14 protein-coding genes are annotated in these 14950 nt (G+C 32.5%); 3 read left to right on the top strand and 11 right to left on the bottom strand.

The features are described 5' to 3' along the window. Nucleotides 1-48: 48 nt before the first annotated feature. From trpA to MFS40622_RS08295, 3 genes are all read right to left on the bottom strand, one after another. Nucleotides 49-888, bottom strand: coding sequence for a tryptophan synthase subunit alpha (trpA, locus tag MFS40622_RS08305; protein ID WP_012981228.1), 840 nt, complete (start codon nt 886-888; stop codon nt 49-51). Nucleotides 889-919: 31 nt separating this feature from the next. Then, complete coding sequence (gene trpB / locus MFS40622_RS08300; RefSeq protein WP_012981227.1) at nt 920-2125, bottom strand: tryptophan synthase subunit beta; 1206 nt, start codon at nt 2123-2125, stop codon at nt 920-922. A gap of 136 nt (nt 2126-2261) precedes the next feature. After that, nucleotides 2262-2957, bottom strand: coding sequence for a ZIP family metal transporter (locus MFS40622_RS08295; RefSeq protein ID WP_012981226.1), 696 nt, complete (start codon nt 2955-2957; stop codon nt 2262-2264). 360 nt (nt 2958-3317) lie between these two features. On the opposite strand from MFS40622_RS08295, the gene MFS40622_RS08290 reads away from it, so the two are divergent. Next, the gene (locus MFS40622_RS08290) at nt 3318-4151 is read left to right on the top strand and encodes a F420-dependent methylenetetrahydromethanopterin dehydrogenase (RefSeq protein WP_012981225.1); all 834 of its coding nucleotides are present in this window, start codon (nt 3318-3320) and stop codon (nt 4149-4151) included. 7 nt (nt 4152-4158) lie between these two features. Here the strand turns inward: MFS40622_RS08290 and MFS40622_RS08285 are convergent, their stop codons facing one another. From MFS40622_RS08285 to MFS40622_RS08250, 8 genes are all read right to left on the bottom strand, one after another. After that, the gene (locus MFS40622_RS08285; protein ID WP_012981224.1) at nt 4159-4422 is read right to left on the bottom strand and encodes a signal recognition particle subunit SRP19/SEC65 family protein; all 264 of its coding nucleotides are present in this window, start codon (nt 4420-4422) and stop codon (nt 4159-4161) included. Nucleotides 4423-4431: 9 nt separating this feature from the next. Beyond that, on the bottom strand, nt 4432-5385 hold the full coding sequence (corA, locus tag MFS40622_RS08280; protein ID WP_012981223.1) for a magnesium/cobalt transporter CorA: 954 nt from the start codon (nt 5383-5385) through the stop codon (nt 4432-4434). Nucleotides 5386-5412: 27 nt separating this feature from the next. Next, nucleotides 5413-6471 (bottom strand): DUF373 family protein, encoded by a 1059-nt coding sequence (locus MFS40622_RS08275; RefSeq protein WP_012981222.1) that lies wholly within the window; start codon nt 6469-6471, stop codon nt 5413-5415. 121 nt (nt 6472-6592) lie between these two features. Beyond that, a complete protein-coding gene (locus tag MFS40622_RS08270) occupies nt 6593-7507 on the bottom strand; it encodes an AEC family transporter (RefSeq protein WP_012981221.1) in 915 nt (304 codons plus the stop codon). A 23-nt stretch (nt 7508-7530) separates the two neighbouring features. Then, nucleotides 7531-7974 carry a phosphopantetheine adenylyltransferase gene (locus MFS40622_RS08265; protein WP_012981220.1) on the bottom strand — a complete coding sequence of 148 codons (444 nt, stop codon included), beginning with the start codon at nt 7972-7974 and terminating at the stop codon, nt 7531-7533. Nucleotides 7975-7984: 10 nt separating this feature from the next. After that, complete coding sequence (gene rsmA, locus MFS40622_RS08260) at nt 7985-8809, bottom strand: 16S rRNA (adenine(1518)-N(6)/adenine(1519)-N(6))-dimethyltransferase RsmA (protein WP_012981219.1); 825 nt, start codon at nt 8807-8809, stop codon at nt 7985-7987. A gap of 59 nt (nt 8810-8868) precedes the next feature. After that, nucleotides 8869-10839 carry a DNA topoisomerase VI subunit B gene (locus MFS40622_RS08255; RefSeq protein ID WP_012981218.1) on the bottom strand — a complete coding sequence of 657 codons (1971 nt, stop codon included), beginning with the start codon at nt 10837-10839 and terminating at the stop codon, nt 8869-8871. 157 nt (nt 10840-10996) lie between these two features. Further along, the gene (locus MFS40622_RS08250) at nt 10997-12121 is read right to left on the bottom strand and encodes a nickel-dependent hydrogenase large subunit (RefSeq protein WP_012981217.1); all 1125 of its coding nucleotides are present in this window, start codon (nt 12119-12121) and stop codon (nt 10997-10999) included. A gap of 164 nt (nt 12122-12285) precedes the next feature. Between MFS40622_RS08250 and thiC the strand changes: the two genes are divergently transcribed. Continuing rightward, nucleotides 12286-13566: a phosphomethylpyrimidine synthase gene (gene thiC, locus MFS40622_RS08245; protein WP_012981216.1), complete on the top strand. Its 1281-nt coding sequence runs from the start codon at nt 12286-12288 to the stop codon at nt 13564-13566. Between the two features lie 117 nt (nt 13567-13683). Further along, nucleotides 13684-14850, top strand: a complete 1167-nt coding sequence (locus tag MFS40622_RS08240) for an L-serine ammonia-lyase, iron-sulfur-dependent, subunit alpha (RefSeq protein WP_012981215.1) — start codon at nt 13684-13686, stop codon at nt 14848-14850. Nucleotides 14851-14950 lie beyond the last annotated feature (100 nt).

The following is a 14950-nucleotide window of genomic DNA, read 5'->3' as shown; positions in this document are numbered from 1 at the left end:
TTTTACTTTTATTGCTCTATAAAGATATTTTTTCATTTAAATTTATTGTTAATTCTTCACAGCTATCTTAGCTTTCTTTTTAGTTCCCTCCTTTAAATTTTTAACAAACTCCTCTAACTCTTTTAAAAATTTTTCCTCATCTTTTATCTTCCCATTCTCATCAACATATTTTTCGACAATCTTAACAATTGCACTTCCAACGATAGCACCATCAGCTATATCAGTTATTTCCTCAACATGTTCCCTCTTTGAGATTCCAAAACCAACACATGCTGGGACTTTTGAAAACTTTTTAACCCTCTTTATAAGCTCTTTTGTCTCTTCAGCTACTTTCTCTCTTGCTCCAGTAATCCCAGTTACAGAGACAACATAAACAAACCCACTGCACTTCTCCAAAATTTTTTTAAGCCTATCATCCGGTGTTGTAGGGGCTACCAAAAATATCAAATCAACTCCATACTTCTTACAGCAGTTATATAGGCTGTCTGCCTCTTCAATTGGTAAGTCTGGGACTATAATTCCAGCTATACCAACTTCCTTACATTTTTTAACAAACTCTTCCTCACCCATTTTAAATATTATGTTATAGTAGGTTAAGAAAACCTTTGGGACATTTGGAGCTTTTTCATTCAATCTTTTAGCCAACTCAAATGCTTTTAATGGATTCATACCACTGTTTAAAGCCCTAACATCTGCCTTTTGTATGGTAATCCCATCTGCAACTGGGTCTGAAAACGGAATACCTATCTCAACAATATCAGCATGTTTGCAGATAACCTCCAAAGCCTTTTCTGAAATCTCTAAATCTGGGTCTCCTCCAACATAAAACGCAACAAATGCCTTTTCTCCCTTCTTTTTTAGTTCTTCAAATTTTTCTGATATTTTCATAATATCCCCCAAAATGTTTGATAAAATAATTTTAAATCTCTCTCCCTAAAGCCTTAGCAACTGTATGAACGTCTTTATCTCCTCTTCCAGACAAATTAATAACCATTATGTCATCTTTATCCAACTTATCTGCTAATTTAACAGCATAAGCTAAGGCATGAGAGCTTTCCAATGCTGGCAAAATACCCTCTAATCTACATAGTAATTGGAAAGCCTCTAAAGCTTCATCATCAGTTACACAAACTGCCTTAATCCTTCCCTCATCCTTTAAAAATGATAACTCAGGCCCTACTCCTGGGTAGTCCAAACCAGCTGAGATGCTGTAACTCTCTTCTATCTGTCCAAATTCATCCTCTTTAACGTAAATCTTAGCTCCATGCAAAACTCCAACTTCTCCAGCACAGAGTGATGCTCCATGCATACCTGTTTCTATCCCTTTACCTCCTGCCTCAACAGCATAAAGCTCAACATCATCATCCAAAAACTCATAAAATGCCCCTATTGCATTACTTCCTCCTCCAACGCATGCAACGATAACATCTGGCAGCCTTCCTTCTTTCTCTAATATCTGCTCTCTAATCTCCTTACCAATAACTCTCTGAAACTCTCTAACCATCATTGGATATGGATGAGGGCCGAGAGCAGAGCCAAGCAAGTAGTAGGTAGTTCTAACGTTGGTTGTCCAATCCCTCAACGCCTCATTTACAGCATCTTTTAATGTCTGTGAGCCACCAAATACTGGAATAACCTTAGCTCCCATCAACTCCATCCTAAAGACGTTTAGCTTTTGCCTCTCAACGTCCTTAGCTCCCATATAGATAACGCATTCCAAACCAAGCTTTGCACATGCTGCTGCTGTTGCTACTCCATGCTGTCCAGCTCCAGTTTCAGCTATAACCCTCTTCTTACCCATCTTTTTAGCTAATAAAGCTTGCCCTAAGGCATTGTTTATTTTATGAGCTCCTAAGTGGGCTAAATCCTCTCTCTTTAAATAAACTTTACATCCCAATTCTTCACTCAATCTCTCAGCATAGTATAGAGGAGTAGGTCTCCCAACGTAGTCTCTTAATAAAGCATAGAACTCTTCTCTAAAGTTCCCTTCATTGTTTATCCAAAATCTTTTAAATGCCTCTTCCAATTCAGCTATAGCTGGCATCAATGTTTCTGGAACAAATTTACCTCCATAAATACCAAATTTTCCATTTTCATCTGGATACATGTCTTTGTATTTCTTCAAGATGAACACCTCAAGAAATGTAATTAGATTTCTGAAATAATTATAATAATGCATACTTATACATTTTGAATATAGGGCTTTTACAGGAATAAATATTCTGTTTTTAATATATAAACTGCAAAAAGATTTATTAAACTTAGTGAAGTGTTAAAACACCAACCAATATATAGCCTAAAAGAATATATAAAAAAGATTTTTCTTTTTTATGTTCATAGATGTGAGGGACAAGCATAAGGAATGCCCCTAAAAACACACCTCCAGAAAATGCCAAGAGTATTTTTGGAGAGATATTTTTCAATGTTATTAATCCAACGACAGTCCCTATAACAGTGCCTAAAGATACAGCAACCCCTATATAGAATGGATTTTTATAAACTCCCTTCAGTGGAGACATTAGAACAAATCCAGCTGGTAGTTTATGCATTAATATGGCAAGATATAGAGGAAGGCCAATATTACTAATATACGAGACAGCTATAATAAGTCCATCTATAAATGTGTGGATAAAGAATGATATTGGGTAAATAAACTTAATTTTAAGCTCTTTTTCTAATCCATTACACTCTATGCAGTATTTTTTTGATAATGGGCAGTATGCAAGATATGTCTCAATAAGATAAACAGTAACCATTCCTAAAATTACAAATACTGCAAATGCTTTAGAGAAAGATTTTGGAATCAGTATTAAAGTTGCAACTCCAAATATAAATCCAAAAGAAATAGCCTCGAATTCATATTTATATTTTAAAGATACGGAATAATATGCCAAAATTTCCCCAATGCACATAATAATGAAACTTAAAATTGCAATAAATATTGGAATTTCATTCATGGCAGCCACCAAGTAAATTATCTTTACTTTTATTGTTATTATTTCTATTTTCATTTTATAGTTTTTTGCAAAATATCTTGGAATGAATAAGGCACATAACGAACGCCTTCTCAAAGGAAGGCGTTCAAATCTTCCATATTGATGTTAATAAGTTTTGCAAAAAACTATATTTAAGCTTAGTAATTTGGGGTTATTAGTATTCCTAATATTAGATATTAGTTAAATGAATAGTTATTATTTTTTAATATCAAATTCTAAAGATATTATATATCAAATGAATACTCCAGATAAGTAGTAAGATATTTATTGAACAAGCTTGGATAATACTAATATCCACATTAAGTAATAAAGGGTGATAATTTGGTAGTAAAAATAGGAATAATAAAGTGTGGTAACATTGGAATGTCCCCAGTTGTTGATTTGGCATTAGATGAGAGAGCAGATAGAAAAGATATAGCAGTTAGAGTTTTAGGTAGTGGGGCAAAGATGGACCCAGAATCAGTTGAAGAAGTTACAAAAAAGATGGTTGAAGAAGTTAAACCTGATTTCATTATTTATATAGGCCCTAACCCAGCAGCTCCAGGGCCAAAAAAAGCAAGAGAAATTTTAAGCCAAAGCGGAATTCCTGCAGTGATTATTGGAGATGCTCCAGGTTTAAGAGTTAAGGATGAAATGGAACAGCAAGGGCTTGGCTACATAATTATAAAGTGCGACCCAATGATTGGCGCAAGAAGAGAGTTTTTAGACCCTGTTGAAATGGCTTTATTTAACTCAGACGTTATAAGAGTTTTGGCTGGAACTGGAGCTTTAAGAATTGTTCAAGAAGCAATTGATAAGATGATTGATGCAGTTAAAGAAGGAAAAAAGCCAGAATTACCAAAAATTGTTATCACCGAGCAGAAGGCAGTTGAAGCTATGGAATTCACCAACCCTTACGCAAAGGCAAAGGCAATGGCAGCCTTTGTTATAGCTGAGAAGGTTGGAGACGTTGATGTTAAAGGATGCTTCATGACAAAAGAGGCTGAGAAATACATCCCAATTGTTGCCTCAGCTCATGAAATGATTAGATATGCTGCCAAATTGGTAGATGAAGCAAGAGAGTTAGAAAAAGCAATGGACACAGTTAGTAGAAAACCACACCACCCAGAAGGTAAAATATTGAGTAAAAAAGCATTAATGGAGAAACCACAATAAATCATTTTTATTCCTTTCTTTTGATTGTTTTACAAATCTCTTTTAGCAATTGCAATTTATTTCCTTTGTAATCAACCTCTATGCATCCACATATCTCCCAATGTTGCCTTGGATATCTTTTATCCCTATAAACCTTTGGTTCTAAGCCAAGCTTTTTTAATGCCTTTTCGATATCTTTCAATTTTACATTTTCTATAGCCAAATCTTCTGGAACTCTTCTGCCTTCTTTCCTACTTTTCTTTTTGTCAATATATGCTGGCCAGATAATCATTTTCTCCCTCTAAATCCATCCTGACCTTCTAAATATATAGACAAATATCATAATTATTACAACCATCAAAGCCATTACAAGCCAAAAACCTTGAGGATTATTTGCTAAAGGCAAATAGGAGAAGTTCATTCCATATATTCCAGTAATCCACATGGGAACAGCGAAAATTGTTGTAACCATTGTCAAAATTTTCATAATTTGGTTCATCTTTATATTTTCTAATGATAAAGTAATATCCATCATTGATGTTAAAACCTCCCTATAGGTTGCTGACATATCAATCAACTGCAAAGTGTCGTAGTAGAGGTCTTCAAAGTTCTCCCTGTCCTCTCTTGTAGTTATTGGAAGATATTTCCTCTTTAATAGAACTAAAACATCCCTATTGGCTATTAAAGATTTATGAAAATAAACTAAGGTTTTCCTTAAGCTTAAAATGCTTTCCATAACCTCTCTATCATAACCAATCAATAATTTATCCTCTAATTCCTCTAACTCATCTTCTAAGTTCATTAAAATTCTCGAATAACTCCTTGTAATCTCATTTAATATGTGATACAATAGAAAGCCGATTCCTCTTTCAAATACAATTCTTGGTTTTTTTGTTGATATTAATTTATGTAATCTTCCAATTGCCTTTATTTTGTCTGAGTGAATCGTCAATAGTATATTATTTTTAATATAGATACCAAGAGATGTTGTTATAATATCCTCCTCAAATAGTGGAGCTTTGTAAATAATTAGGTAAAAGTCTTCGTCTTCCTCTACCCTTGGAATTTCCTGCTCATCTAAACCAATCTGCAAATCAGAGACAGGAATGCCAATTTTTTTGGAAAGTTTATATAACTCTTCATCTTTTGGGTCATAGCAATCAATCCAAATAAGTTTATAATCTTCAAAGCTAATTTCATCAAGTTTTGATTCAACAATGCTACCATCTTTAGTTATAGCGATTACCGTAATCATATTAGCCCTTTGTAATGTTTGATTAATTTAATCTTCATTTGGACTCTTAGTAAATAGAATGACGGAAAGAATGATTGTAATGGATATATAAATTATCACATACATAACAAACGTTATAAACCCAATTTTTCCCAGCAAATAATTTCCACCAGTAATGATTAATTCTCTTGAAATAAATATACATATCAAATAGAAGAAATACTTTTTAAAGATTTCTAAAAGCTTTTGTTCAGAGTGTATAACGTTATCTACAAACTTCCCAACCATTAAGATTAATGAAGCTAATACTAAAGAATCCACAAAGTGTAACAAAAATTTGCCTATAAATTCATTTAGTATCGTTGAGTGCGATGAACTTATTGAGTATGTAAGACCAATAATCAATATAAACAGAGAGATGGTTGCTGAAATAGGAAAAACTCTCCCAATTTCAAACTCTTCTTTCTTTTTAATTTTCTCCATTAATAACTTTCTAACACCCACTCCCTCTGCCAATATGTACAAACCAATAATTCCAACAACAATCCTCCAACCTATGTCTGCAAATATTGCATACAATATCAAAGAAAAACCAATAAACGTTAGAATTAATGGGATATATTCCTCCATAGTCTTTTTAATAAACTCCTGAATTAAATAGTAAGTGGATTCTAAGGTTTCACTCTGTTTAACAACAACCCTCTTCTTCCACACAAAAACATTTTTTGACTCTAAGTATTTCAAAATCATCTCATCCTCTTTTCCGTCAGAGACCAAATAAATAAAATCTGGATTATACAAATACAATAAAAAGTCAATCTGCTCCTTTATTCTTAATGCACATTTCTCTGATTCAACATTAACATCTCCAGAAATTGTTGCTATTTCAACATCTTTTCCACTTGCTTTTAACTCATCATAAATCTTAACCCCTCCAAGAATTGCATTAACGTCACTATCTCCAGGGTCTGCCAAACCTAATTTTATCAGTGCCTTTATATTTTCTTCCCTCCCTAAAATTGGTGTGTTTAAACCAGCTTTTCTTCCAATATCATCATCAATATCAACAACAAGAACAAGATAATTTTTTACTCCATTCCCTTCCATCTTTACTCCCTCTTAATAGGCAGATAAAGGTAATAACAAAGGTAATAACATTGATAAAATAATAAACATTAAGAACAAACAATAGATAGGTTAGTCTATCTTATATATATCTTTAATCCTGTTAATGAAAAATCCATCCCCAAATAGCAATAACCAATAAAGAAAATGTTGTTGTAATAAATATAGATGATGCTATTAACTTAACATCTAAATCATATAAAGTTCCCAAAACAAGCGTCATCATTGCTGAGGGCATTGAACTTTCAACTAACAACACCTGTTTATCTAAGCCTTTTATATTGATTAGTTCAGAGAGTGTAAAAGCAGTTGCTGGAGATACAATAAATCTAAACATTGAAACAATTATCCCCCAAAAAACTCCAAACTTTAAAGCTTTTGGTGAGAGAGATAAGCCCAAAGACATCATAATTAAAGGAACAGTTGCTGAAGACAGATAATTTAAAGATTTTAAGATAAAATTTGGCAGATACTCTAACTTAAAACCAAAAAATACCAATATTATTGTAAAAATTCCTGTTATTAAAGGGGGAAATTTAGCCATCTCTTTTAAGATATTTTTACCCCTTCCTTTTCCAAACTTTATCCCAACATAAGTTCCTAATAGCATTGTGGCAAAGACTCCTCCTAAATCACAAAAAATAGCTCTCGCTAATCCCTCCTCACCAAACATTCCTAAAGCTACTGGATATCCTAAAAATCCAGTATTTCCAAGCATTGAAACTAATATTAACCCACCAAGTTTCCCATCTTTTAATTTAAAAATGTGCTTTCCAAGTAAATAAGCCAATATTCCAACAAACAAGCAAGATAGAAAAATAACCAATGGAAGCTTTAAAAATTCTAATATCTGAGATGAAGAGACATTTTTTAATATGGTTAAAAATATAGTTGAGGGCATAGCAATGTAAATAACAATGTTGTTTAGAATTTTTGCATGCTCTTCCTTTAAAATTTCAAAGATTTTTGAGAAATACCCGACTAAAACTAAAATTAAAACAATTAAAACAACATCCATAATATCACATAGTTTTATATTGGTTATTTTATTAGTCTCCCTTCCTCATCTATCTCTCCTTTTCTGATTCTTGTTGTAGATATTGGCTTTCCATCCTCTGCTAATATTGGTTTAAAAACAACAATTTTTAATGGTTTTAGTCCTTTAGATTTTCTGATTTCATTTATTTTCTCAGCATTTTTTAGTGTTTCTTGAGTGACAACTATAATATCATAATCCTCTACAATTGCATCTCCATAGGAATCATCTATAACTTTAATCTCGTAATTTGCTTTTATGCTATCTAAAAATTTTTTTAAATTTTCTATTCTTGTTTTTAAATCATTTATTTTATGTGTTTTATATTTTTTGGCAAATTCATCACTTGTTATTCCAACAGTTAATTTCCCCAAAGAAGATGCAAATTTTAACAACTCCCTATGCCCCTTATGTAAAATATCAAATGTCCCTCCTACTACAACCTTCATGGCTATAACCTTAATTTTTATCTCTCTTTAAAAATCTGTAAAACTCATTTGAGAGATTAACAATATCTTTAACAGAGAGTTTAAAGACCTTCTCGTTTATTAAATTTTTTACTTCTAAGTTAGTGTTAGAAAATTCTTCCAATATTTTTTTCATTTCATCTTTGCTATAGTTTAATTCTTTTGAGGAGTTAATCAACGCCTTCCTAACTGATTTATTTCTGTGTTGAAATATGGTTCTCAAAAAATCATCAAAGAAATCTTCATTCTCTATATGATATTTATTTTTGTTGGGTTTTATTTTAACTATTGCAGAATAAACCTTAGGTCTTGGAGAAAAGGCAGTTGGTGGAACTTTGGCTACTATCTCAACATCTGCTCTTGATTGCACTGCTACACTTAATCTGCCATAATCCTTTGTTCCTTCCTTAGCCACCATTCTCCTGGCAAATTCATACTGATACATCAAAACAGCCAAATCAAAGCCTTTCTTTATTAGTTTAAATGTTATTGGTGATGATATTTGATAGGGTAGATTGGCAACAACCTTATTAAAATCTAACTCATCTAAATTAACTTTTAATGCATCTCCCCAGATGATTTCTATGTTATTATAATTTTCTTTTAATTTATTGGCGTAAGGCTCTAAGCTCTTATCTATCTCAATAACATAGACTTTTTTAGCATTTTTAGCTAATTCTTCTGTTAAAATTCCTTTTCCTAATCCAATTTCTAAAACTATATCATCCTTTGTTATTTCTGCTGACTCAACAGCTTTTTTTACAAAATTTTTATCTATTAGAAAACATTGCCCCAATTTCTTCTTTGGTTTGAACATTGTTTCCACTCTTTAAATTGGGATTACATAAAATTGTATATTAGTTTAAAATAGAAAATCTACTCCAACAACTTAACAACTTTCTCCTCAATTTCATCAACTGGCTTATTTAATATATTAGCTAAAGCCTCAGCAAAGATTCTTGCATACTTCATAACATACTTCCTCTTCTTTTCTTCCTCTGCCTCTCTTCTAATTCTTGATAAATACTTCTCCAATTCTCTACCACAAATCATCAACGCATGTCTAATCTCATTATAAATCTCTTCATTCTCATTTTCACTGCAAGCAACTGCCTGCTTTCCTGCTGAAGTGTAAGGAATAAATGTAGATATTAAATTAACAAACACTGTTATTGGAGCATCTTCCCCTCTCAACCCATACCTCTTCCAATTTATACTTTTCACTGCCTTAGTCAAACCACAGGCTGATGCATCATATAGCAAAGGAACGTGGTTAGCAAATCTCATAATCTCCATTCTTCTTCCTTCATCACCCTGCCTTCCTGCATTTCCTCCGTAAGCTATACCAACCTCAACAGCGAATGGAATTCCCCCTCTATAAGTTTTTGGATTTCTTGTAATTGCTTTAACAAAATCTGGCTGTAAAAGCTCTTTTAATGATTTTTCTATATTTTCTGCCCCAATAGGTCTTAATCCAGTAGTTGGTGGAGCCATAAATTCCATGCTTTGGAGACAATTAACAATCATCTCTGCCTCATCCCAAGTTAATTCCTTAGGGTTTTTATTTAAGATATTTTTAACTTCATCTTCAAATTTTTTTAGTTCTTCATCAGATATTAGCCCTTTATTTTTTATTTCAGCAATAAAGTCTTCTGGATTTTTTACAATATTTTTAACTTTTTTATTTAGTTCATCAACAGCTGTAGCTGATAAATAGTTCTTTTCAGCCCATTCCATAAAGTTTTCAGGTATCTTCTTAAAGTGGTTTTTTATTTTGTTTATCTCCTCTTCACTTAGCTTATTAAATAAATATTCCATTGTTACATACTTTAAAGCGTATCTCTTTAACTCATCTAAGCTCTCTGGAAGGTTTTTAATTAACATTCTAACGGTTTCTATCTCATCATCGCTAATATAATCTTTAAATCTATTTAAATAGCTCTCAATATCTATATCTAAATAACAGGAAACAACCATGTTCCAAAATACGCTATCTTTAAATTTCTTTAATATCAAGTCTCTAAGCATGTAATTTGAAAGCTCTTTAATCCTCTTTGTTGTAACTCTTGAAAGCTCAGAAACAAGCATTGAAGAAACTTTCTTTGATTTTGTCTTTCTCGCAATGTATAAAAGTTCATCAGTGGTTAAACCATAAGGGTGGGGTTTCATTTCCTCTGGTTTTTTAGGCAGTTCATCAACAACTCTATCAAATACAACCTCTCCATAAGGATCTTTTAATACAATTTTTGCGTGTGGTGTTGCTAAACTTATCCTTCTCAAATATTCAAAAGGTCCAAACTCTCCTCTGTTGTAGCTAACTTCTTTAAACTCTCCCTCTACCCTTGTCCCTCTCCACTTTCCTTTCCTTACTTTTTTTGATACAATCTCTCCTTCATTTTTTTCAACATTCATCTTTACTTCAACTTCATAGATATTGCCATCTCCAGTTGAAGTAGTAATCTTTAACGGCTTTCCTGTGGTTATTTGTGAAAATAATAAGACACCAGCAGCCCCTATCCCTTGCTGTCCTCTTGATTGAATAAATCTATGCATTTTAGAACCAGCCAACATTTTCCCAAATACTTTTGGAATGAATTCTAAAGGAATTCCTGGACCGTTATCTTCAACCGCTACTTTGTAGTGGTCAGCTCCCAATTTTTCAATTTCAACTTTTATATCTGGTAAAATGCCAGCTTCTTCACACGCATCTAAGCTATTTGTAACCAATTCATGTATTATAGTTGTTAAACTTCTAATTTTTCCACTGTATCCAAGCATGTGTTTGTTTTTTCTGAAAAATTCAGCAACTGAATGTTCTTTAAATTCTTTAAATAAAGCTTCACTCATATATCCCACCATTAAAGTTATTTTGCAAATTAATTTCTTATGTTAAAATTAATATATAAAATTTAAAATCATCTATGTCTATATATTAATCGAAAAATCAAAAAATAGAGACAAGATAGGATTATTAATTTAATTAATAATTTAATTATATTAATTCTTAAACTTTCTTTTCTTTAACAACAATCATCCTATCTGTGCATGTAAAGCATGGGTCACAGCTTGCTATAATTAATTCAGCATCTGAAACATGATGCCCCGGCAGTATAGCTTCCATACAAGCCAAGTTTGTTGCTGTTGGAGTCCTAATCTTTACCTGCCTAACCCTTCCATGTTCATCTAAGCCATAGGAATAATAAACTTGCCCTCTTTGAGCTTCGTTATAGATATTTATTGGTTTAAAAGGCTTTAATTCATAGTTTGGGTTGTATATCTTTTTATCTAACTCTGGCAATATCTTTAAACCCTGCTTAATGATTTTAACGCTTTCAAAGCACTCATAGAACCTAACCGCCAATCTGCTAAACACATCTCCATCGTCAAACAAAATCTCTTCAAACTCAAAGTTATCATAAACAGGAACTTGCCCCATCTTTCTCATATCGCTATGTATCCCAGAACCCCTCGCTGTAGGTCCAACAGCATGCAACTTTTTAGCAGTTTTTTTATCCAAGACACCAACATCCTTAATCCTTGCCATAATCATTGGGTCATTAACAGTTCTCTCCAACAACTTCTTTAAGTTTTCTTCAAACTTTTCCAACCTTTCTAATAATGCAGGGATTTTACTCTCATTTATATTACATCTTGGCCTAATTCCTCCTATTATTGGGCAAGAATATTGGGCTCTTCCTCCAGTAATCTCTCCTAAAATTTGCATTATTGGTTCTCTAATCATAAATGCCCTAAAAGCCATTGTCTCAAAACCTAAAACTTCAAATGCATGCCCAAACAGTAACATGTGGGAATGTAATCTCTCCAATTCTTCAACTATTGCTCTTATGTATTCTGCTCTCTCTGGGACTTCTATATCACATCCTCTTTCAGTAACTGTAACATTACACCATACATGAATGTGAGAGCAGATTCCACAAATCTTTTCTGATAAAATGCTTATTTTTTCTGGAGGAAGACCTTCCATGATAAGCTCTATACCTCTATAATTGACACCAATAGTTAATTCAGCCTCTTTTATGATTTCATCTTCAATAAATAATCTTAATCTGTGTGGTTCAAGCATTGTAGGATGAACTGGACCTATAGCTATCTCTCCCTCATACTTCATGAACAACACCCAATAACTATAAACATGATAAGTAAGTATATGACTCATAAGGTATGGGTAGATAATTTATCATAATTAATAATGATAATTTACCTAACCTTTTATATAGTTTTGTTTTAATAAATTTATCGAGATACTCTATTATTACAAATCTGGTGATTGTTATGACTCAAATGGATGATGCAAAGAATGGAATTATCACTGAAGAGATGAAAATTGTCGCTGAAAAAGAAAAAATTGATACTGAAAAACTTAGAAAGCTTATAGCTAAAGGTTATGTTGTTATCCCAAAAAATGTTAATAGGGATACTGAACCCATAGGAATTGGACAGTATTTGAGAACTAAGGTAAATGCAAACATTGGAACTTCCCCAGATTGTGTTGATATAGAGTTAGAGATAAAAAAGGCAAAAATTGCTGAAAAGTATGGGGCAGATGCAGTAATGGATTTAAGTACTGGGGGTAATTTGGAAGAGATAAGAAAAGCAATAATGGATGCTGTTAAAATCCCTATTGGAACAGTTCCAATCTACGAAGTTGGAAAATTAGCGAGAGAGAAGTATGGAAGAGTTATTGATATGAATGAAGATTTAATGTTTAAGGTTATTGAAAAACAGGCAAAGGAAGGAGTAGATTTCATGACTTTACACTGTGGAGTTACAAAGCAATCCGTTGAGAGATTAAGGAAAAGTGGAAGAATAATGGGTGTTGTAAGTAGAGGGGGAGCATTTTTAACTGCCTATATCCTATATCACAACGAAGAAAATCCCTTATACAAAAACTTTGATTATTTATTGGAAATTCTTAAAGAATATGATGTAACCATAAGCTTAGGAGATGGAATGAGACCAGGATGTTTAGCAGATAACACAGACAGAGCTCAAATTGAAGAACTCATTACCTTAGGAGAGTTAGTTGAAAGATGTAGGGAGAAAGGGGTTCAATGTATGGTAGAAGGACCTGGACACATCCCTATAAACTACATAGAGACAAACATAAGATTGCAAAAAAGTTTATGTAAAAATGCCCCATTCTATGTTTTAGGGCCAATAGTTACAGATATAGCTCCTGGTTATGACCACATAACATCTGCAATAGGAGGGGCATTAGCTGGTTACTATGGAGCTGATTTCCTCTGCTATGTAACCCCAAGTGAGCATTTAAGGTTACCAACAATAGAGGACGTCAAAGAAGGAGTTATAGCCGCTAAAATAGCTGCTCAAGCTGCTGATGTTGCTAAAGGAAATAAATTAGCATGGGAAAAAGAGATAGAGATGGCTTATGCAAGGAAAAACCATGATTGGGAAAAACAGTTTGAATTAGCAATAGATAAAGAGAAAGCAAAAAAGATGAGGGAGGAGATACCTTCAAAGGAAAAGAAAGCATGTTCAATTTGTGGAGATTACTGTGCTTTGTTAATGGTTGAAGAGTTGGGAAAGAGATAAAATATTATTATTATGACTAACTTCTTAGGAACTAATAATATTATTATATCCTTTGAATGTCTAATAACTAAAAATTTCAAGTTAATAAAGTTCTTAAAATAATTTTAGGTGTCTTTTATGGACAAAAATGAGCTAATAACAGAAGTTTTAAAAAATGAGGTAGTTAAGGCATTAGGATGCACAGAGGTTGGGTTAATTGGTTATACTGTTGCGAAAGCAAAGCCAGAGGATTTGTATTCAATAAAAGAGATTAGGTTAATCTTAGATAAAGGGACTTTTAAAAATGCCTTTTCAGTTGGTGTTCCAAATACAAACAAATTTGGAATACTACCAGCAGTTGTTGGTGGTTTGTTGGGTAATAAAGATAATAAGCTTGAGATATTTAAAGATATAAAATATGACGGGGAATTAGAAAAATTCATAGAAAATAAATTAAAAATTGAAGTGATTGATTCAGATGTTTATTGTAAAGCAATTATAAAAGCTGATAAAACTTATGAAGCTGAAACTAAAGGCAGTCATTCTGGAAAAGCTCTATCTGATGAGTTAAAAAATGCTTACAAAAAATTAACTCTCAAAGATTTCATTGATTATATTGAGAACATTCCAGAAGATATTGTTAATATTATAAAAGAAACAATAGAAACCAACAAAAACCTTTCAACACCAGAAGTGCCAGAAGATTTTATTAGCTTAGAGTTGGATGACGATATTTTAAATCATATGCTTAAAAAAACAGTTTCAGCAGTTTATAATAGAATGATTGGAGTTAATAAACCAGCCATGGCTATTGCTGGTAGTGGAAATATGGGATTAACAGCTACTTTACCAATAATTGCTTATGATGAGATAAAAGGAAATGATGAAGAGAGATTAATTAAATCTATAACTCTATCTGCCTTAACAACTATATATTCAGCTTATTATTCATCCTACATCTCAGCAATGTGTGGATGTGTAAACAGAGGGGGAATTGGGGCAGTTTCTGGTTTATCATACTATATATTTGGAGCTGATAAGATTGAAGAAAGCATTAAGAGCTTTACAGCAAATCTTCCAGGTATTGTTTGTGACGGTGGAAAAATTGGCTGTGCTTTAAAGATAGCTTCTGGTGTATTTGCAATATATCTATCTTTATTCTCTAAAGTTCCTTACACTAACGGAATTGTTGGAAAGGACTTTAAAGAGTGCATAGAAAATATTGGAAGGATTGCAAAGGCAATGAAGCCAGTAGATGATGAGATAATAAAAATATTGAAAACAAAAAATAATTATTTTTTATAAAGGTTTTGCTATTTTTTCAGCTATTATTTTTCCAATTATTGGGAGTTTAAACTTTTCTCTTGTAGATGCTTTGTGAGTTCCAATAATGCATGATTAAAGC

Origin of the sequence: Methanocaldococcus sp. FS406-22 (assembly GCF_000025525.1) — an archaeon.
GTDB lineage: Archaea > AGJL01 > Methanococci > Methanococcales > Methanocaldococcaceae > Methanocaldococcus.
This window is presented reverse-complemented; position numbering and strand designations above follow the sequence as displayed.